This window comes from Lentzea xinjiangensis (genome assembly GCF_900110955.1).
GTDB classification, from domain to species: domain Bacteria; phylum Actinomycetota; class Actinomycetes; order Mycobacteriales; family Pseudonocardiaceae; genus Lentzea; species Lentzea xinjiangensis.
The window spans coordinates 105672-125514 of the sequence record NZ_FOFR01000020.1; the positions used below are offsets into that span (position 1 = coordinate 105672).

A 19843-nucleotide genomic window follows, 5' to 3' on the forward strand; every position below is an offset into this window, starting at 1 on the left:
AGCAGAACGGCCCCCGAGCCGAAGCTCGGAGGCCGTCCCGTTGTCACCTCAAGCCAGCGGTGGCTTGAACAAAGCCGGAACCTTCGACGCGGCCGCCGTGTCCAGCAGCCACAACGTCCGCCGCCGCCCGGTGGCGCCGGCGGCGGGTAGCTGCACCTCACCCGTGCCGGTCAGCGCCATGGCCACCGCGGCGGCCTTGGCCTCACCGGTGGTCATCAGCCAGACCTCCTGCGCGCGCCGCACCGACGACAACGTCAGCGACACGCGCGTGGGCGGCGGCTTCGGGCAGTTCCGCACCGCGACGACGGTGCGCTCCTTCTCGTACACCGCGGGAGAAGCCGGGAACACCGACGCCACGTGCCCCTCCTCGCCGACGCCCAGCAGGCACACGTCGAACGTCGGCACGTCGCCGTGGTCCTCCGGGCGGGCCAGGGAGGCCAGCACGTCGGCGTAGGCCGAGGCGGCGGCCTCGGGGTCGTCGCCGAACTTGCCGTCCGACGGCTCCATCACGTGCACGCGGGCGGGATCCACCGGCACGTGGTCCAGCAGCGCCGCGCGGGCCTGGGTCTCGTTGCGCTCCGGGTGCCCGGACGGCAGGAAGCGCTCGTCGCCCCAGAACAGGTCGACGCGGGACCAGTCCACGGCGTCGCGGGCGCCGTTGCGGTTCAGGTGTTCCAGGACCGCGGTGCCGGTGCGGCCGCCGGTCAGCACGACCGACGCGGAGCCGCGGGCGGCCTGGGCGTCGACCATGCGGGTCACCAGGCGGGCCGCCGCGGCGGCGGCCAGGAGGTCGCCGTCGCGGTGGACCACTACTTGCGCGTTGCTCACGAACTCGCCTTCGCCTTGGACTTCTTCACCGGCGCCGCCTTGCCGTTGGCCGGCTCCGCGGCCTCCGCGGCGGGCTCCTCCGCGGGCTTCGCGGACGGCACGCGACCCTTCGAGACCTTCGACAGCGACTTCAGCGCGGCCGCGTAGACCTCGTCCGGGTCGAGCCTGCGCAGCTCCTCCGCGAGGCAGTCGCGCACCGAACGGCGTTGCAGCGCCACCCGGCGCGACGGCTGGCCCGGCTGCGACAGCGTGCCCACCTTGCCGTCCGGGCGGTGCAGGTCGACGTCACCGGACGCACGGCCAAGGCGGACCTGGACGATGCCCTCGCCGGTGGTCGCCTTGAAGCGCTTGGCCGGCACCTTCAGCCTGTCGGTCAGCCACGCGGCCAGCAGGTCGGTGGACGGCGAGTCGGCCTCGCCGGTGACCTCGGCCTCGACGATCTTCTCGTAGGGCGGCAGGTCCAGCGACGCCGAGAGCATGGCGCGCCACAGCGTCAGACGCGTCCACGCCAGATCGGTGTCACCTGGCGCGTAGTGCGCCCGGCGCGTCTCCAGGGCCTTGATCGGGTTCTTCTCGGCGGCCGCGTCGGTGATGCGGCGCTGCGCGAGCTGGCCGATCGGGTCCTTGGACGGCGACACCGGCGCGTCGAACGGCCACCACGCCACGACCGGGGTGTCCGGCAGCAGCAGCGGGACCACGCAGGACGCGCCTTCCTTGGCGAGCTCGCCGTAGAGCCGCAGGACCACGACCTCGGACGCGCCCGCGTCACCGCCGACGCGGATCTGCGCGTCCAGGCGCGGGGCGGCCTGCCGGGCACCGCGGGCCACGACGATCACGCGGCACGGGTGCTCGCGCGAGGCGTCGTTGGCCGCGTCGATCGCGGCGTCGGTGCGCTGGCCGTCCTCGGTCACGATGACCAGGGTCAGCACGCGGCCGAGGGTGGTCGCGCCACCCTCGTCCCGCAGCCTCACCAGGCGCGAGTTGATCTGGGACGTGGTGGTCGAGGGCAGGTCGATGATCACGGACGCCTCCAGTGCCTTCCGGTCCTGGCGGTCATCGCGTCCGCCGACGGCGGTCCCCAGGTTCCAGCCTTGTACTTCTCGAGCGCGGGTTCGTCCTTGCGCGCCCAGAACTCCAGCACCGGGTCGAGGATCTCCCAGGAGAGCTCGACCTCGTCGTTCTTCGGGAACAGCGACGGCTCCCCGAGCAGCACGTCCAGCAGCAGCCGCTCGTAGGCCTCCGGCGACGACTCGGTGAACGAGTGGCCGTAGCCGAAGTCCATCGTGACGTCGCGGACCTCCATCGTGTTGCCCGGCACCTTCGACCCGAACCGGATCGTCACGCCCTCGTCCGGCTGCACGCGCACGACGAGCGCGTTCTGGCCGAGCTCCTCGGTCGCGGTGTCGTCGAACGGCAGGTGCGGCGCCCGCTTGAACACGACGGCCACCTCGGTGACGCGGCGGCCCAGGCGCTTGCCGGTGCGCAGGTAGAACGGCACGCCCGCCCAGCGCCGGGTGTTGACCTCGCAGGTGATCGCGCCGAACGTCTCGGTCTTCGACTCGGGCGAGAAGCCGCCCTCCTCGAGCAGGCCGGGCACCTTCTGGCCGCCCTGCCAGCCGCCGGTGTACTGGCCGCGCGCGGTGGTCTCCTCGAACGGCTCCGCCGGACGCGTCGCCGAGAGGATCTTCACCTTCTCCGCCCGCAGGTCCGCGGGCTTGAAGGAGACGGGCTCCTCCATCGCGATCAGCGCGAGCAGCTGCAGCAGGTGGTTCTGGATGACGTCGCGCGTCGCGCCGATGCCGTCGTAGTAGCCGGCCCGGCCACCGAGACCGATGTCCTCGGCCATGGTGATCTGCACGTGGTCGACGTAGTTCGAGTTCCAGATGGGTTCGTAGAGCTGGTTCGCGAACCGCAGCGCCAGGATGTTCTGCACGGTCTCCTTGCCGAGGTAGTGGTCGATGCGGAACACCGACTCCTCGGGGAAGACCTCGTTGACCGTGCGGTTGAGCTCCTTGGCCGAGGCGAGGTCGTGGCCGAACGGCTTCTCGATGACGACCCGGCGCCACTGGTCGCCCTGCGCCTGCGCCAGGCCCGCGCGCTTGAGCTGGTTGATCACCGTCGGGAACGCGCCCGGCGGGATCGACAGGTAGAACGCGTGGTTGCCGCCCGTGCCGCGCTCGGAGTCGAGCGCGGCGAGGCACGAGGCCAGGTTGTCGAACGCCTCGTCGTCGTCGAACGTGCCCTGCACGAACCGGATGCCCTCGGCGAGCTGCGCCCAGACCGCCTCGTTGAACGGCGTCCGCGCGTGCTCCTTGACCGCGTCGTGGACGACCTTCATGAAGTCCTGGTCCGCCCAGTCGCGGCGGGCGAAGCCCACCAGGCCGAAGCCCGGCGGCAGCAGACCCCGGTTCGCGAGGTCGTAGATCGCGGGCATCAGCTTCTTGCGCGACAGGTCACCGGTCACGCCGAAGATGACCAGCGCGCTGGGGCCCGCGATGCGGGGCAGGCGCTTGTCGCGCGCGTCCCGCAGCGGGTTGCGCCACTTGCCGGATGTGGTCACGAGCCGTCCTCCTGGACTGCCTCGACGAGCTGGGCCAGACCTGCGATCCGGTCCTGCAGGTGCAGCCGCAGCACCGGCCGGCCGTGCTCGGCCAGCACCTGACCGTCGCCGAGCGCCTGCGCGAGCTGGAGCTGCGCGAGCGTGTAGGGACGGCCGGGCACCTCCAGGTCGTCGCCGGACTCGCCGGTGATCTGGATGAACACGCCGTTCTGGTGACCGCCCTTGTGGTACTGGCCGGTCGAGTGCAGGAACCGCGGACCCCAGCCGAACGTGGTCTGCAGGTGCGTCCGCTTCGCGATCTCCGCGCGGAGCAACGCGAACGACGCGTCGTCGATCCTGTCCAGGTACGCCTGAACCGAGATGTAGCCGTGCTCGGGCGCCACCTCGACCAGCGCCGCGAGCGCTTCCGCGACGGTGTGCACCTCGCGCGGCGCCCAGCCGGTGCCGTGGCCCTCGACCGGACCGTCCACGAAGGACGGCGCGGTGGCCGCGACCGCCGGAGCGTCGAGCAGGGCGCGAGCGGCCTTCTTCGCGGCCTCGACGTCGGGCTGGTCGAACGGGTTGATGCCGAGCACCCGGCCGACGAGCGCGGTCGCGTACTCCCACAGCAGGAACTGCGCGCCCAGCTTGCCCTCGACCGCGACGTTCGCCGACCCGGTGGCCGGTCCGATGGCGACGGTCGTCGCGTCGGAGCGCGCGTTCACGAAGCCCTCGGCGCCGGGGCCCTCGACGACGACCGGCAGCAGGCCGGTGCCGTTCTTGCCGGTGGACTCGGCGATGAGCTGCTCGGCCCAGTCGCCGAACCCGGCGATGCCGGAGCCGGTGTCGGCGAACACGATCTTCTCCGCGCCGTTCGCGTGCGCGGCGCCGAAGATGGCCGCGAGCTGGACGGCGGGGTTGTCGGGCGAGTCCTGCGACAGGACCTCGGCGGCCTCCGCCGCGTCGTCGAGGAGCGACTCGACGTCGGCGCCCGCGAGGTAGGACGGCACCAGGCCGAACGCGGTCAGCGCCGAGTAGCGCCCGCCCACGTTCGGGTCGGCCAGGAACACCTTGCGGTAGCCCGCCTCCTCGGACGCCGACTGCAGGGGCGAACCGGGGTCGGTGACCACCACGATGCGCGACGCGGCGTCGATGCCCGCGTCGGCGAAGGCCTTCTCGAAGATGCGCCGGTGGCTGTCGGTCTCGACGGTGCCACCGGACTTGGACGACACCACGATCACCGTGCGCTCGAGGTCACCGGCGAGCGCGTCGGCGACCTGGGCGGGATCGGTGGTGTCCAGCACGACCAGGGGGACGTTCTGCGTCCGCGTGATCACCTCGGGGGCCAGCGAGGAGCCGCCCATCCCGGCGAGCACGACGCGGTCGACGCCCTCGGCGTGCAGCTGCTCGCGCAGAGCCTTCAGCTCTCCGAGCAGCGGGCGGGAGGTCTCGTGCAACGTCGTCCACGAGAGGCGGATGCTCGCCTCGGACTCGGCTTCCGGCCCCCACAGGGTCGGGTCCTGCGCGGTCAGCTTGCTCGGCACCGAATCCGCGACCAGGTCAGCAGCGATCGTGCTGACCTGGTCGGCGTTCGGTGACCTCACGATGTCGACGGAGGTCACTTCGTGATCAGCCCTTCAGTTGAGCCAGTTGGTTCGTCACCGTCTCGAGCAACTCTTCCCAGGACTTCTCGAACTTCTCGACGCCCTCGGTCTCCAGGGCGACGAACACGTCCTGCAGGTCGATTCCCACGGCGGCGAGCCGGTCGAAGACCTCCTGGCCCTCGGCGGCGCGTCCGGTGACCGTGTCACCGGTGATCTTGCCCCCGTCTGCGACGGCCTGCAGCGTCTTCTCCGGCATCGTGTTCACGACGCCGGCGACGACGAGCTGGTCGACGTAGAGGGTGGGGGAGTAGCTCGGGTCCTTCACGCCGGTCGACGCCCACAGCGGGCGCTGCGCGTTCGCGCCGTCCGCCTTCAGAGCCTCCCAGCGCTCACCCTGGAAAGTCTTCTCGAACGCGCCGTAGGCGATCCACGCGTTGGCCAGGGCCGCCTTGCCGCGCAGCGCCTTGGCCTCGTCCGAGCCGATCGCGTCCAGGCGCTTGTCGATCTCGGTGTCCACGCGGGACACGAAGAACGACGCGACGGAGTGGATCGTGCGCAGGTCGTGGCCGTTGGCCTTGGCCTGCTCGAGGCCCGCGAGGTAGGCCTCCATGACGAGCTCGTAGCGCTCGACGGAGAAGATCAGCGTGACGTTGACGGAGATGCCCTCGGCGATCACCTTCGTGATCGCGGGGATGCCCGCCTCGGTGGCCGGGATCTTCACCAGCAGGTTCGGCCGGTCCACGGTCTTCCACAGGTCCTGCGCCTCGGCCACGGTCTTGTCCGTGTCGAACGCCAGGCGCGGGTCGACCTCGATGGAGACGCGGCCGTCCACACCACCGGTCGAGTTGTAGATGTCGCGGAACTTGTCGCACGCGTTGCGCACGTCGGTCGTCGTGACCTCGCGGATGGTGGCCTCGGTGTCGGCACCCCGGTTCGCGAGCTCGCGGACCTGCTCGTCGTAGGACTCGCCCTTCGACAGCGCGCCCGCGAAGATCGTCGGGTTCGTCGTGACGCCGACGACGTTCCACTCACGGATCAGCTCGTCGAGGTTGCCGCTGGTGAGGCGCTCGCGGGACAGGTCGTCCAGCCAGATGGAGACGCCGGCTCCTGACAGTGCTTCGAGATGCGGCTTGCTCACTTGTTACCCCTCACTCGGTCAAGGGAACGGCGTGCGGCGGCGACGACGTTCTCCGTCGTGAAGCCGAACTCCTTGAACAGGACCTGGTAGTCGGCCGAGGCACCGAAGTGCTCGATCGACACGATCTCGCCGTTGTCGCCGACGTAGCGGTACCACGGCTGTGCGATACCGGCTTCCACCGCGACGCGCGCCTTAACCGAAGACGGGATGACCGACTCGCGGTAGTCGGCGTCCTGCTTCTCGAACCACTCGACGGACGGCATGGAGACCACACGCACTGCAACGCCCTCGCCCTGCAGAACCTTTCCGGCTTCCAGGGCGACCTGCAGTTCGGAGCCTGTGCCGATGATCACGATCTCCGGGTTCTCGTCACCGAAGAGCACGTAACCACCGCGCTTGACGCCCTCCGCGGAGGTGCCCTCCAGGATCGGCAGGTTCTGCCGGCTCAGCGCGAAGCCGACCGGGCCGAGCTGCTCGAGGGTGGCCTTCCAGGCGTACGCGGTCTCGTTCGCGTCACCGGGGCGGACGACCGCGAAGTCCGGGATCGCGCGCAGGGCCGCGAGGTGCTCGATCGGCTGGTGCGTCGGGCCGTCCTCGCCGAGGCCGATCGAGTCGTGCGTCCACACGTACGTGACGGCGGCCTGCATGATCGCGGCCAGGCGCACCGACGGGCGCATGTAGTCGGAGAACACGAGGAACGTGCCGCCGAACGGGCGGGTCGGGCCGTGCAGGGCGATGCCGTTGAGGATCGCGCCCATCGCGTGCTCGCGGACACCGAAGTGCAGCACCCGGCCGTACGGGTCGGCCTTCCACATGCCGGTGGAGATCGACTCCGGGCCGAAGGACTTGGCGTCCTTGATCGTGGTCAGGTTCGACTCCGCGAGGTCGGCGGAACCGCCCCACAGCTCGGGCAGGTGCTTGGCCAGCCCGTTGATGGCCTCACCGGAGGCCTTGCGGGTCGAGATCTCCTTGCCGCCCACCTCGTAGGCGGGCAGGTCGGCGTCCCAGCCCTGCGGCAGCTCGCGGGAGACCAGGCGGTCGAGCAGCGCCTTGTTCTCCGGGTTCGCCGACGCCCACGCGTCGAAGCCCTGCTGCCACTCGGCCTTGGCCTGCTCGCCGCGCTTCACGACCTCGCGGGCGTGGCTGAGGACCTCGTCGGCGACCTCGAAGGTCTGCTCCGGGTCGAAGCCGAGGATCTCCTTGGTGGCCTTGACCTCGTCGACGCCCAGCGCGGCGCCGTGCGCGGCACCGGTGTTCTGCTTGTTCGGGGCCGGGTAGCCGATGATCGTGCGCAGCAGGATGAACGACGGCTTGTCGGTGACGGCCTTGGCCTTCTCGACGGCCTCGAGGATGCCCTTGACGTTCTCGCCGGACTCCACGACCTGCACGTGCCAGCCGTAGGCCTCGTAGCGCTTCGCGGTGTCCTCGGACAGCGCGATCGTGGTGTCGTCCTCGATGGAGATCTTGTTGTCGTCGTAGAAGACGACCAGGTTGCCCAGCTGCTGCGTGCCGGCGAGCGACGAGGCCTCGGAGGTGACGCCCTCCTCGATGTCGCCGTCGGACGCGATCACGTAGATGTGGTGGTCGAACGGGCTCGTGCCCGGCGCGGCGTCCGGGTCGAACAGGCCGCGCTCGCGGCGGGCGGCCATCGCCATGCCGACCGCGGAGGCGAGACCGGAGCCCAGCGGGCCGGTGGTGATCTCGACGCCCTTCGTGTGCCCGTGCTCCGGGTGGCCCGGCGTCTTCGAGCCCCACTTGCGCAGGTGCTTGAGGTCGTCGAGCTCCAGGCCGTAGCCGGACAGGAAGAGCTGGACGTAGAGCGTCAGGCTGGAGTGGCCCGCGGAGAGCACGAACCGGTCGCGGCCGATCCAGTCGGGGTCGGCGGGGTCGTGCCGCAGCACCCGCTGGAACAGCGTGTACGCCAGCGGCGCGAGGCTCATGGCGGTGCCGGGATGGCCGTTGCCGACGTTCTGCACGGCGTCCGCCGCGAGCACCCGAGCGGTGTCGACGGCGCGCTTGTCGAGCTCCGTCCAGTCATCAGGCAGATCGGCCTTGGTGAGCCGGGTGATGTCGTCGGTCACGCTCACGGACTTACAGCTCCACTCTTGTCGCTAGGGCGGGCGGCTCGTGGGTGAATCGATCCCGAACGGCCTGGCCCGCGTCTCTCCCTCGTCCTCCGGCCAGCCTAGTCCTGAGAGATTCAGAAGGTGCTCTGAAAGGTCTCAGGCGGATGTGTGCCGAGGCACACCAGTACCCGAACGGGCTGTGAATTCTTCCCGCGGTTACCATCGGTCGCTGGATTTCCCCCCACTCGTGACACGAGGAGCGTTCCCGCGATGAGTGCCGACAGTCTCGTTGCCGAGGCCCCCGCCAGGTCGCCTCGCCAGGTTGTCGGCGCCTACGTCGCGCTCACCAAGCCGCGGGTCATCGAGCTGCTGCTGATCACCACGATCCCCGCGATGCTGCTCGCCCAGCACGGCCTGCCGCCGCTGTGGCTGATCGCCTGCACCCTGACCGGCGGCACCCTCGCCGCGGGGTCGGCGAACGCCCTCAACTGCTTCGTCGACGCCGACATCGACTCGGTCATGAAGCGGACGACGGCCCGCCCGCTCGCGCGCAACGCCATCCCGCCGCGCAACGCCCTGATCTTCGGCGTCGTGCTCGGCGTCGTCTCGTTCGCGTTCCTGTGGATCTTCGTCAACCTGATGTCCGCGGTCTTCGCCGTGGCGACGATCCTCTTCTACATCTTCGTCTACACGCTGGTGCTCAAGCGCCGCACCTCCCAGAACATCATCTGGGGCGGCATGGCGGGCTGCATGCCGGTCATCATCGGCTGGAGCGCGGTGACGGGCACCGTCGAGTGGCCCGCGCTGGTCATGTTCGGCGTCATCTTCTTCTGGACGCCGCCGCACACCTGGGCCCTCGCGATGAAGTTCAAGGAGGACTACGCCCGCGCAGGCGTGCCGATGCTGCCCGTGGTGGCCACAGCTCAGCAGGTGACGCGGCAGATCGTGATCTACAGCTGGATCACCGTCCTGTGCACCCTCGCCCTGGCCCCCGTCACCTCGTGGATCTACGTGGCCGTGGCGGCGCTGGCCGGCGTGTGGTTCGCCGTCTTCGCGCACAAGCTGCACAACGTCGTGCGCCGGGGCGGGTCCACGAACACCATGAAGTTCTTCCACATGTCGAACCTCTACCTGATGCTCGTGTTCTGCGGTCTCGCCGTGGACGCGGTGGTCGGGTTGCCGGTGCTGGGCTGGCCGTTCTAGCTGCACCTCCAGGCGTACGGCTGTGGCGCCCGTCGAGTTCACCGTCACCGGTGGTGAAGGCTCACCACTGGACTTCGTCGCGGCCCTGACGCCGGCGTCGTCGTTCGTCGTGATCACCGACCCCGGCGGGTGGGCGCAGGTCAGCCGGGGCCTGGCGGTCGGGTGCGCCGCGACCACCGCGGTCGCCACGCGGGTACGGCCACTGCGGTTCGCCGTCGTCGACCTCCGCCACTTCTCGTCGGCCGCGGAGCTGCCCTCGATCCCCGGCGTCCCCGGCGACCTGGTGGCGCTGCACGACACCCGCTCGTGGGACTCGGCGCCGCTGGTCACCGCGCTGCGCGCCCTCGGCCGGCCGGTCGTGCTCTTCACCGCCGTGCACACGTGGGTGCCCGGCGTGGACCCGGCGACGGTGCTGGTCGGGTGGAGCGCGCCGCACGTCGTGGTCGCGGTGCCCCGCGGCGCCGGCGAGGGCAGGGTCGAGGACGTGCTCTGGCAGTTCCGCGAGCTGGAGCGGCGTCGGATGATGACCTACACCGCGCTGCCGGCACCGCCCCCGCCACCCGACCGCGAGGTGGCGGTAGTCGTCGCGCTGCCGGGAGCGACCGAGGGCATCGCCGGTGCGCTGCGGCCGGGCGCGGACTACGAGGTGTGGGTGCGCGTCGGAGCCGGCGCCGCGCCGCTGCCGGCCGACCTGGAGCTGAAGGCCGTGCTCTGCATGAACGGACGCGCGGTGCAGTCCGAGTCGTTCGTGCTGCCGGCGGACGGCGCAGGCCCGTGGGTGAGCTTCCCGGTCACCACGCCGTACGCATCCGTGCCGTGGGGCGGTGAGCTGGTCGTCTACCGCGGCGTCGTGCCGGTGCACGTGCAGCAGGTGGTGCTGCCGGTCGGGTCCGGCGAGTCCCGGGCACGGCTGCGGTTCCGGCTGTCCCGGACGTTCGCCGATCTCGCGCCGCTGTCGTCGCGGACGGCCTCGGTCCTGGTGCTCGGCGAGCGGGCACTGGTGATGGCCGGGCACGAGCCGCACCGGGTCAGCCTCGGCCCCACCGGCGAGCTGCCTCCCGTGACCGGCCTGGACCCCTGGTACGGCAAGGGTTTTCCGGAGTTCTGCGAGGACCTCGCCGCGTTCGCCGTGCGGGGCGCCGCGCTGCACCGGCAGTTGTCCGGCGACGGCGCGGTGGTCCGGCGTGGCGGGGTGATCACGGTGGCCGGTTCGACACGCGTGCCGTGGGCTCACGTCTACGACCTGCCGTTCGCCGAGGGGCCTTATCGGCTGTGCGCGTCTGTGTCGCAGTTCGGCCCGTTCGGAGCCGGGGGAGAGGTGCCACCGCACTGCCCCGTGCCGGACCACAGTGGAAACGTGTTGTGCCCCTTCGGCTTCTGGGGGCTGTCGAGCGTGCTGGAACAACCACCGGGACCGCTCGCCTGGCAGGTCGCCCCGGCGCAGCGCCAGGTCCAGGTGGTGCTGGCCGTCGATCCCGCCCTGGACCGGACACTCACCCAGCGGCACGTGGCCGAGCTGATGTCGTTCCTGCCGCCGGACTCGATCTCCTCCGCGTACGTCAGCCCGCCGGACCTGTCGCGCGCGTTGTCGGACGAGCGCGCCGACGTCATGCACCTCGTCTACGACGAAGGTGCGCTGGAGGCCGTGGAGGTCGACGGCTGGCCGCACCGGCCGCTGGTCGTGACGACCTCGCCGGCGGCGCACCTGGTGGACGCGTTCGTCAACCGGGCGGGCGCCGCGGGCGTCGTCTGCCCGGAGGTGGCCGTCGACCAGGGCATGGCCGGCTGGGTGAGCGGCATGCTGCTGGCCAGGCTCGCCGGGGGGATGCCCGCCGGGGAGGCGCTGCGGCGCACGCGCTGGGAGATGCTCGGCCGCGGCAACGTGCTCGGCCTCGCCTACGCCCTGCACGCCGGCGCCGACCTGCGCCTGCGCTGACCTGCGCTTGCACTCACCTGCGCTGCGCCGACCCCACCCCTGCCGGTCCGCGCGGTGAGGTCAGGACGGCACCTTGGTCAGCAGGTCCTCGACGCACGGGTCGTCGAGCGACTCGACGATGCACCGCCACAGCGAGAGGTTGGCCTGCGCCCACTTGGTGTAGGTCGCCGCCGCCTCCGCGTCGTAGAAGTAGTAGCCCTCGTCGGCCTTGCCCACCTGTTCGCCCACGATCTTGTGCGCGAGCTCGCGCAGCGTGATGCCGTTCTCCTGCAGGTACCGGTGCGCGAGGACGACCGGTGTGACCGGGAGCGCCTTGAACAGCGTGTCCGCGTCCGACAGGGCCTGCGCCTCCAGCGAGATGTCGCGGTGGCGGGTGCGCATCTCGGCCTCGACGACGATCCGCTCGATCCACGCGATGTCGCCCTGGGAGACACCGGAGACGAAGAGGACCTTGCGGCGCAACGCCTCGCCGTCCGTGGGCAGCGAGTTGCGGCGGACCATGTAGTTCAGGTCGTGCACCAGTGCCGCGACCTCGACCACGTCCCGAGCGGCGCCGTTGCGCTCGGCGAAGTGCACGGACTTGTCTCGGACGAAGCTCACGTGGTGCCAGCCGTGGAACTGCAGCTTCGCGGCCAGGTCCTCGCACAGCCGCCTGACGCGCTGCTCCACGTCCGCTATGACAGACCTCGGGATCGTTGTGCGCGTGTGCATCATCAGCCCTCCCACCGGGTGGGCTGATGGTAAGCGTGCTCCGGGCGCTCCCGTGCGGCTTCAGAGGTGGTTCGTCAGATCCTCCAGACGGTCCTCGACCGGCACGTGCCGGTGGCTGATCCCGGTGTCCGGGTCGTAGCTGAGGCTCCACGGCGTGACGGCGCGCGACTTGACCAAGAACGTCATGGTCCCCTCCGCCGCCCGCGGGATGCGGTGGAACTCGTGCGCGAGCAACGTGCCGGTCGTGCCCTCGGTCCACTGGGCGCGGTTCGTGAGCTCCGTGCCGACGATCGTGCGGCCGCCGACGCCGAGCCGGGCGTCGAAGCGTTCGTGCAGGTACGCGCCGCTGAGGATCGTGGTGCAGAAGTGGTACCGGTGGTTGTGGACCGAGTCCGCGTAGCCGGTCCGCCAGTCGGCCAGCGGTTTGTACTCGTGCAGCCAGAAGGTGAACGCTTCGTCCGGGTCGTCCCTCAGGCACCACGCGAAGTGCGTCGTCGTCTCCCGGGAGTGCGCGATCACCCAGGTGGCCTGCTGCGGGGTGAGCCCGTCGATGTGCGCGCGCAGCTCTTTGCGCAGCTCCGGCCGGGCCGCCCACTCGCGGAACCACTCGCCGACATCGGGCCAGTGGTCCACCACGGGGAATTCGGCGCGTTTCACCCGAGCAGCGAGCTCCTCGAGCGCGGACAACCCGGTGAACTCGGCTAGCAAGATCGATCAGCTCCTCAACTGCGCGGCTGTGGAGAATTCGCGGCGGAATGCGTGGAACTTGTCTTCGAGCTCCTTGAAACCGTCGCTGGACAGGGTTTCGCCGGTGATCTTCTCGAACAACGCCAGGAAGTCGTTCCTCGACGTGCCCGGCGTGATGGCGAAGTGGTACCCGGCCTTGGAATTGCTGATCCGCAGGAACTCCGCCCGTTCCATCGCGTACAGGAACGAACTTTCGGTGAACCGCAGGGTCCGCGGATACGGTCTCAGCACTCCCGCGGTGTTGCTGTAAAGCGTCATCCACACGGAGTCGTCGAAGAGCTCCAACCGGTCGAGCGGTGGGTCCGAGATGATGGTGACGTCGATCCTCGAACACCGGCTCCGCGCCGTGTAGAGCCCGACGAGCCCTATGCCGATCTGTTCCTTGAGCTTTTTCTGGATCTCGTCGTAGTCGCCGTCGGCACCCTCGTTCCTGAGCAGGTACCGCGCCCGGCCGCTGAGCGCGTTGTCGTCGCGCGGGTCCGCCAGCACCGCCCTCAACTCGCACTCCGTCTGGCTCAGCAGCACTCTTCCGGCCGCGTAGCGCCCGGCGAACCCGCGGAAGCAGTACAGCCGCGTCCGCTCCAGGTCCTGCATCATGAGCTGGTTGAACACCGGGTCCGGGGTGGCCGTCGGCTCGAAGACGTGGCTGGGGAAGAACTCCCGGTCGAGCGCACGGTACTCCTCGCTGAGCTCCTTGAGCGCCTTGCGGCTCTCCTCGATCACCGGCGTGAGAAGTGCCCGCTGGGCCGATTTCGAGGTGATCAAGGTTTGGGTGAAGCTCACAACCGCGGAAATGAGCGTGCCCGTGCCCACCGCTGTCAGCAGGTTTCTCCCTGCCCCGGAATCCATTTGGCTGGAGATGGCCAGTGACGTGCCCGACGTCACCACGAGTATGAGGAGGAGCAACCCGGTCCGAGTCCAGAACAACTCCTGGATCAGGTTGCTGCGGATGCCTCCGGCCTCCGCGGACACGTGTTCCACCTCCTGGGTCACCTCTTCGGACGCGACCCGAACGGACGAATGCGGTCAGTGCCCGATCAAGTGCGAGGAGTTACTGTACGCGTCGGTCAAAAGATAAGGAAGCTGCTGTTCGTGCGATATTCCGGACCGGAATAATCGCCCTTGAGCCCAGTCGCCGGCCCGCATCCGTGCACTCCGGTGACACGCAGTCGCCCCGGCCCCCGAACGTGTCGGATGAGGGTGACCCACCCACCCGAACGCACCCACGCCGCGTGTCTTAGCCCGACCCGGCCCGGCCGGATGCGCCGTGCACCTGCGCCAGGGATCGGCCGGATGGTCGCGCCGCCACGCGTGCGCTCCGCCGCCACGACCACCTGCTACACCCGGCTAACACCACTCCGAATACCCTCACGCACCATGCGTAACGTCCTGCTCATCGCGTCCCTGGCGCTGGCCGCGGCCACCGGTCTCGCCGGTTGCGGCAGCTCGGCCCAGCCCTCGGCCGGGTCCTCCACCGCGCCGACGACCCCTTGCAAGGCCGACGACTTCAAGGTCACCGGCGACTTCGGCGCGGCGCCCAAGGTCGAGATCCCCGCGTGCAAGCCCACCGACGAGCTCGTCGTCAAGGACCTCGTGCAGGGCACCGGCGCCGAGGTGAAGGCGGGCACGACGGCCACGGTCAACTACCAGCTCACGACCTTCTCCGACAAGAAGGTGCTGGACAGCTCCTTCGGCAAGAAGCCGTTCGACGTCGAGAACGTCGGGCAGGCGCCGGTCATCGACGGCTGGAACGAGGGCATCGTCGGGCTCAAGGAGAACGGCCGGCGCCTGCTGGTCGTGCCGCCCGCGAAGGGCTACGGCCAGGGCGGACAGGGCATCAAGCCCAACGAGACCCTGGTGTTCGTCATCGACGGCGTGAAGGTCACCCCCGCGGGATGACGCGGGAACGCCCCCGGCGCATCGGCACCGGGGGCGTCCCCCGTGCCTCACGGCAGGAGCAGCAGCTTGCCGGTCGTGCGGCGCGACTGCAGGTCGGTGTGCGCCCGCGCGGCCTCCTCGAGCGGGTAGCGCCCACCGATCCGGACGTTCAGCGTCCCGGCCGAGATCGCCGTGAACAGGTCGCCGGCCCGCCACTCGAACTCGGCGCGGTCCAGCAGGTACGCGCCGGTCGACGGCCTGGTCAGGAACACCGACCCGGCCGCGTTCAGGCGCTGCGGGTCGACCGGCGGCACCGGTCCTGACGACGCGCCGAACAGCGCGAGCAGGCCGCGCGGCTTGAGCGACGCGAGCGACTGGTCGAAGGTCGAGGCCCCGACGCCGTCGTACACGACGTCGACCTTCTCGATCCGCGCCGCGAAGTCGTCGTAGCGCAGCACCTCGTCGGCCCCGGCCTCGCGGGCCAGCGCCTCCTTCTCGTCGGTCGACACGGTCCCGATGACGAAGGCGCCGCGCGCCTTCGCCCACTGCGTCAGCAGCAGCCCGACCCCACCGGCCGCCGCGTGCACCAGCACCCGGTCGCCTTCCTTGACCTCGTGGGTCGAGTGCGTCAGGTAGTGCGCGGTGATGCCCTGCAGCAACGAGGCCGCGGCCAGCTCGACGTCCAGCCCGGCGGGAACCTTCACCGCCGCCGTGGCCGGCACGACGACCTCCGTCGCGTAGCTGCCCAGCACGGACATCCACGCCACCCGGTCACCGGCGGCGAAGTCGGGCGAGTGGGAGGTGACGACCTCGCCGGCGCCCTCCAGCCCCAGAGCGGCGGGCAGCGGCAGCGGGTAGAGACCGCTGCGCTGGTAGGTGTCGATGTAGTTGACGCCCGCCGCGCCGACCCGCACCAGCAGCTCACCGTCACCGGGCACGGGCGCGGGCACGTCGGTGTGCTCCAGCACCTCCGGTCCGCCTGCCGAACGCGCCACCACTGCCTTGGGCATCTGTCCTCCTTGATCGGCTCCACCCGGTCAACCCGGGCCGCGGCCGCCATGTTCCCGCTCCCGCCGGGGAAGGATCCACCGAGGTCAGTCCTCGCCGAGCGCCACGCGGCGCGCGAGGCCGAGCGGCAGCGCGCCCGACCCCGCGATCCGGTCGTGGAAGTCGCGCACCGTCCCGAGTCCCGCCGCCAGGTACTCGTCGCGGATCTGCTCGATCTCCAGCGCTCCGGTCAGGTACGACGGTGCCTGCGTCGGCCACGCGCAGTACCGCTGCACCTCACCGGCGGCCGTGCCCGGGGTCAGGGCGGTGCGCGCCACCATGAACGCCTCCGCTTCCGCGGGTGTCATGTCGCCGCAGTGCAAAGACGTGTCGACGATCATCCGGGCGGCGCGGAACAGGCGCGCCTCGACGTGGCCCATCAGCGCCGCGGTGGTCGTGTAGTGGCCGACCGAGCGCAGCAGCTTCTCCGCGTACAGCGCCCAGCCCTCGGAGAAGTACGACGTGCGGAACACCTTGCGCAGCGGGTGCGCCGGGCCCTGCGCGGCGAGCCAGGCCGCGTGCCAGTGGTGGCCGGGGTAGGCCTCGTGCACGGCGATCGTCGGCAGTTGCGCCCGCGCGTTGGTGCGCAGGCGGTGCGAGATCTGCTCGTCCGTGGCGCCGTCGAGGGTGAACGGCACGAAGAGGTAGCCGGTCCGCCGCGACGTGAGCGGCGGTGGCCCGAGGTAGCTCGCCACCGACATCATCGCCCGCTCGAACGGCGGTGACGGCACCACGTGGCACTTCTCGCCCTCGGGCAGCGTCACCAGCGAGTGCTCGACCAGAGCGGCGCGCGCCCGTGCGGTCTCGGCCTCGTACTCGGCCCGCATCGCCGCCAGGGTCGGCGGGTGGTCGTCCTGCAGCGAGCTCATCGCCGCGCGCCAGTCGGAAGAGCCGGCGAGGCCGATCAGCTCGGCCTCCAGCTCGGCGTAGGCGTCCTGGCCACGCCGGTGCAGCTCCGGGGCCCCGTAGCCGAGCAGCTCCCTGTCCTGCAACAGGGTCGAGTAGAGCTGCTCGCCCATCCGCCAGTCGCCGGTGGCGCGCAGGGCGAGGTCGTCGAGGAACGCCGCGTGCCGGTCGAACGCCTCGGCGGCGGGCACGGCGGCCTCCACCAGTCGCGCGCGCTGCTCCACGGAGGACACCTGCCCCGGCAGCGAGTCCAGCACGAACGCCCGGCCCGTCCGCACCCGCCCGAGCGCCCGCCGCACGACCAGCGGCGAGGCGAGCGACGGGTCGAGGTTCGCCTCGGCGGCGGCGAGGACGGAGGGCACCTCGCGCAGCTTCGCGACGGCGGCGTCGACGAGCCCGGTCTCGGGCAGCAGCCGGTGCAGGAACGGCGCCAGCAGGCCGAAGAACACCACACCCGAGTACTCGGAGGGGTCGCGGCGCCAGGCGGGCCACGCCTGGAGCGCGAGCGATCCGCACAGCACCGACAGGGCGAGGTCGCGGTCCACCGACCTCGGCAACGCCTCCAGCCGCGCCCGCCACTGCCCGCTCTCCCCCGCCCGTCGCTCGAACGCCGTCGCGGAGAAGTCCCCGAACGTCGAGGAGTGCTCCAGCGAGCCGACCTGCGCCGCGTGGGCGGGGTGGTGCTCGAAGTACCACGAGAGGAACGACGCGAGCGTGTCGGTGGTCACCCGGACGAAGTTACCCGCTGGTTTTACAGTGTGGGGATGTCTGATCAAACGGCGCAGAAGCGCATCGCCGAGTTCGTGAAGGCCCACGGCAAGCCCGGTGCGGCGGTGAAGGCCGTGGTGGAGCCGATCGGCCGGGCCGGCGCGCGGATCGTGCTGGTCGGCGCGGACGGCGCCATGGGCGACGTGATCACCCCGGACGTCGAGTCGGCCACCCGTGCCGTCGAGGCCGCCGAGAACGTCGAGGCCGCCGAGTGGGACCGCGAGACCACCGCGGCCACCCGGATCGGGCCCGCGCACCGCCGCAAGATGGCCAAGATGCAGTCATGAAGGTCGTCCTCGCCTCGTGCGCCGCGCTGCCGGAGGGCGACGGCGACGAGGACGCGCTCGTCGCCGCACTGCGGCGCGACGGCGTCGGCGTGACGTGGCGGCCGTGGGGCGAGCCCGTCGACGCCGACCTCGTGGTGCTGCGCGCGACCTGGGACTACACCGAGAAGCTCGACGAGTTCCTGGCGTGGTGCGACAGCGTGCCCGCGCTGGCGAACCCGCCGCGGGTGGTCCGCTGGAACACCGACAAGGCCTACCTGGTCGAGCTCGCCGCACGGGGTGTCCCGGTCGTGCCGACCGCCGTCGTGGAGCCGGGGGAGGACCCGGTGTTCCCCGCGGGCGAGTTCGTCGTGAAGCCGGCGATCGGCGCGGGCTCGCGCGGGGCCGGTCGGTTCACCGACCACGCCGAAGCCAGGAAGCACCTCGAAGCTCTCGGTGTCAAAGCGCTGGTGCAGCCGTACCAGTCCAGTGTGGACGCGAACGGCGAGACGGCGCTGGTGTTCTTCGCCGGCGAGTACTCGCACTCGTTCCACAAGGGACCGATGCTGGCGCAGGGGCTCGCCGAGTCGGAGTCCGGTCTCTACCTGGAGGAGAGGCTGCGCGGCATCGAACCGGCGCGGCGCCAGGTCGAGCTGGCGGAGCGGGTGCTCGACGTGGCGGCCGAGCTGTTGTCGTTGCGGCGTGCGGACTTCCTCTACGCCCGGGTGGACGTCGTCGAAGGCGAGGACGGTGAGCCGCTGCTGCTGGAGCTCGAGCTGACCGAGCCGACGCTCGGCTTCAAGCACACCGGCGACGAGGCCGCGGCCCGGCTGAGCACGGCGATCCGCGCACTGGCCTCACGCTCCTAGTTCCGGTGTGCCGCGGGCGATCCCCGCGAGCACGTCCAGCGCCGCCGAGAGCCTCTCCGGCGGCGGGGAGGCCAGCGCGAGCCGCACGGCGTTCGGCGCCGTGCCCACCGCGAAAGCCGCCGCCGGGGTGACGGCGATGCCTTCCCGCGCGGCCGCGGCGACGAACATGTCGGCGCGCCACGGCGGCGGCAGCTCCCACCAGCAGTGGTACGCGCGGGGATCGGCGCGCACGGCGAACCCCGTCAGCCGGTCGGCGGCGATCGCCTGGCGTGCCGCCGCGTCGGCGCGCTTGGCCTGCTGGATCACCGCCGCGGTGCCGTCCGAGATGTGGTGCGCGGCCACGTCGACGGCGAACCGCGGCGCCGTCCAGCCACCGCCCCGCACGGCCGCTGCGATCCGGTCGGTCCAGCCGGCGGGCGGTACGGCGAAGCCGAGCGTGAGTCCCGGCGCGATCCGCTTCGACAGGCTGTCGACGAAGACCGTGCGGTCCGGGGCGAGCGCGGCCAGCGGGGCCTCGTCGGACAGGAACGTGTAGACGCCGTCCTCGACCACCGAGACGTCGAGCTCCTCCAGCACCGCGACGACCTCCGCGCGGCGCGCGGCAGGCATCGTGACGCCGAGGGGGTTGTGCAGAGCCGGCTGGAGGTAGACCGCGCGCAGCCCCGAGGCGCGCAGCGCGCCGGGGAGCACGCCGTGCTCGTCCATCTCCAGCGGCACCAGGGAAACCCCGAGCCTGCCCGCGATGGTGCGCACGACCGGGTAGGTGAGCGCTTCGACGCCGAGCCGCCCGCCGACCGGCACCAGTGCCGCGATGGCCGCCGCGAGCGCCTGCTTCCCGTTGCCGGTGAACAGGATCCGCTCCGGCTCCGGCCACCACCCGGTGCGCGCCAACAGTTCCGCGGCGGCGGAGCGGGCGCCGGCGGTGCCCGTCACGCCGCCCGCCCGCAACGCGTCCGCCAGCACGTCCGGGCGCAGCACCGCGGCCAGGCCGGCCGACAGCAGCGCCGCCTGCTCCGGCAGCACCGAGAAGTTGAGCTGCAGGTCCACCGGCGCCCCTCCGGGATCGGCCAGCGCGGGTTCCGCCGCGGGCGCCCGCACGAACGTGCCCCGGCCGACCTCGCCCGTGACCAGCCCGCGCCGCGCGAGCTCGCCGTAGACGCGCGCGGCCGTCGAGTTCGCGATGCGGTGGCGGCGGGCGAACGACCGTTGCGCGGGCAGCCGTTCCCCCGGCCGCAGCCGCCCGGCCGCGATGTCGGCGGCGACGGAGTCGGCGATCCGGCGGTAGTCCTCCACGGCATCCCCCCATTGCACCGAGAGCAATGTTTTTATTGTACCGAGGA

17 protein-coding genes are annotated in these 19843 nt (G+C 71.2%); 5 read left to right on the forward strand and 12 right to left on the reverse strand.

Translation table 11 applies throughout. The features are described from left to right. Positions 1 to 48: 48 nt before the first annotated feature. Genes pgl through tkt form a run of 6 tightly spaced genes read right to left on the reverse strand, consistent with a single transcriptional unit; the run spans position 49 to position 8196 of the window. On the reverse strand, positions 49 to 828 hold the full coding sequence (gene pgl, locus BMW88_RS32415; RefSeq protein ID WP_089958298.1) for a 6-phosphogluconolactonase: 780 nt from the start codon (positions 826 to 828) through the stop codon (positions 49 to 51). Next, on the reverse strand, positions 825 to 1850 hold the full coding sequence (gene opcA, locus BMW88_RS32420) for a glucose-6-phosphate dehydrogenase assembly protein OpcA (protein WP_089958301.1): 1026 nt from the start codon (positions 1848 to 1850) through the stop codon (positions 825 to 827). Before opcA ends, pgl begins: the two co-directional genes overlap by 4 nt. Next, positions 1847 to 3388 carry a glucose-6-phosphate dehydrogenase gene (gene zwf, locus BMW88_RS32425; protein ID WP_089958303.1) on the reverse strand — a complete coding sequence of 514 codons (1542 nt, stop codon included), beginning with the start codon at positions 3386 to 3388 and terminating at the stop codon, positions 1847 to 1849. The genes opcA and zwf overlap by 4 nt, the downstream gene beginning before the upstream one ends. After that, the gene (locus BMW88_RS32430; RefSeq protein WP_245778200.1) at positions 3385 to 4971 is read right to left on the reverse strand and encodes a glucose-6-phosphate isomerase; all 1587 of its coding nucleotides are present in this window, start codon (positions 4969 to 4971) and stop codon (positions 3385 to 3387) included. The genes zwf and BMW88_RS32430 overlap by 4 nt, the downstream gene beginning before the upstream one ends. A 25-nt stretch (positions 4972 to 4996) precedes the next feature. Further along, the gene (gene tal / locus BMW88_RS32435; protein ID WP_089958310.1) at positions 4997 to 6109 is read right to left on the reverse strand and encodes a transaldolase; all 1113 of its coding nucleotides are present in this window, start codon (positions 6107 to 6109) and stop codon (positions 4997 to 4999) included. Continuing rightward, a complete protein-coding gene (gene tkt / locus BMW88_RS32440; protein WP_089958312.1) occupies positions 6106 to 8196 on the reverse strand; it encodes a transketolase in 2091 nt (696 codons plus the stop codon). Before tkt ends, tal begins: the two co-directional genes overlap by 4 nt. Positions 8197 to 8445: 249 nt before the next feature. On the opposite strand from tkt, the gene BMW88_RS32445 reads away from it, so the two are divergent. Together BMW88_RS32445 and BMW88_RS32450 are read left to right on the forward strand one after the other, a co-directional pair. Further along, complete coding sequence (locus BMW88_RS32445; RefSeq protein WP_089958314.1) at positions 8446 to 9378, forward strand: heme o synthase; 933 nt, start codon at positions 8446 to 8448, stop codon at positions 9376 to 9378. A 22-nt stretch (positions 9379 to 9400) separates the two neighbouring features. Next, the gene (locus BMW88_RS32450; protein WP_089958317.1) at positions 9401 to 11314 is read left to right on the forward strand and encodes a hypothetical protein; all 1914 of its coding nucleotides are present in this window, start codon (positions 9401 to 9403) and stop codon (positions 11312 to 11314) included. Between the two features lie 60 nt (positions 11315 to 11374). Here BMW88_RS32450 and BMW88_RS32455 read toward each other — a convergent pair whose 3' ends face one another. From BMW88_RS32455 to BMW88_RS32465, 3 genes are read right to left on the reverse strand one after another with little or no spacing between them, the layout of a single operon-like run. Beyond that, a complete protein-coding gene (locus BMW88_RS32455) occupies positions 11375 to 12028 on the reverse strand; it encodes an HD domain-containing protein (RefSeq protein ID WP_089958431.1) in 654 nt (217 codons plus the stop codon). Between the two features lie 57 nt (positions 12029 to 12085). After that, positions 12086 to 12682, reverse strand: a complete 597-nt coding sequence (locus BMW88_RS32460; RefSeq protein WP_245778201.1) for a hypothetical protein — start codon at positions 12680 to 12682, stop codon at positions 12086 to 12088. A 57-nt stretch (positions 12683 to 12739) separates the two neighbouring features. Beyond that, positions 12740 to 13678: a hypothetical protein gene (locus BMW88_RS32465; protein WP_425434713.1), complete on the reverse strand. Its 939-nt coding sequence runs from the start codon at positions 13676 to 13678 to the stop codon at positions 12740 to 12742. A gap of 471 nt (positions 13679 to 14149) precedes the next feature. Between BMW88_RS32465 and BMW88_RS32470 the strand changes: the two genes are divergently transcribed. After that, the gene (locus tag BMW88_RS32470) at positions 14150 to 14671 is read left to right on the forward strand and encodes an FKBP-type peptidyl-prolyl cis-trans isomerase (protein WP_089958322.1); all 522 of its coding nucleotides are present in this window, start codon (positions 14150 to 14152) and stop codon (positions 14669 to 14671) included. Positions 14672 to 14718: 47 nt separating this feature from the next. On the opposite strand, the gene BMW88_RS32475 is transcribed toward BMW88_RS32470, so the two are convergent. Both BMW88_RS32475 and BMW88_RS32480 read right to left on the reverse strand, forming a co-directional pair. After that, entirely contained in the window at positions 14719 to 15660 is a 942-nt protein-coding gene (locus BMW88_RS32475) for a quinone oxidoreductase family protein (protein ID WP_089958325.1), read from the reverse strand. 84 nt (positions 15661 to 15744) lie between these two features. After that, positions 15745 to 17331, reverse strand: a complete 1587-nt coding sequence (locus tag BMW88_RS32480; protein WP_089958327.1) for a DUF885 domain-containing protein — start codon at positions 17329 to 17331, stop codon at positions 15745 to 15747. A gap of 36 nt (positions 17332 to 17367) precedes the next feature. On the opposite strand from BMW88_RS32480, the gene BMW88_RS32485 reads away from it, so the two are divergent. Beyond that, the gene (locus BMW88_RS32485; RefSeq protein ID WP_089958330.1) at positions 17368 to 17658 is read left to right on the forward strand and encodes a hypothetical protein; all 291 of its coding nucleotides are present in this window, start codon (positions 17368 to 17370) and stop codon (positions 17656 to 17658) included. After that, on the forward strand, positions 17655 to 18503 hold the full coding sequence (locus BMW88_RS32490; protein WP_089958332.1) for an ATP-grasp domain-containing protein: 849 nt from the start codon (positions 17655 to 17657) through the stop codon (positions 18501 to 18503). Before BMW88_RS32485 ends, BMW88_RS32490 begins: the two co-directional genes overlap by 4 nt. Here the strand turns inward: BMW88_RS32490 and BMW88_RS32495 are convergent. Further along, a complete protein-coding gene (locus BMW88_RS32495; RefSeq protein ID WP_089958335.1) occupies positions 18492 to 19796 on the reverse strand; it encodes an aminotransferase-like domain-containing protein in 1305 nt (434 codons plus the stop codon). The genes BMW88_RS32490 and BMW88_RS32495 overlap by 12 nt on opposite strands. Positions 19797 to 19843 lie beyond the last annotated feature (47 nt).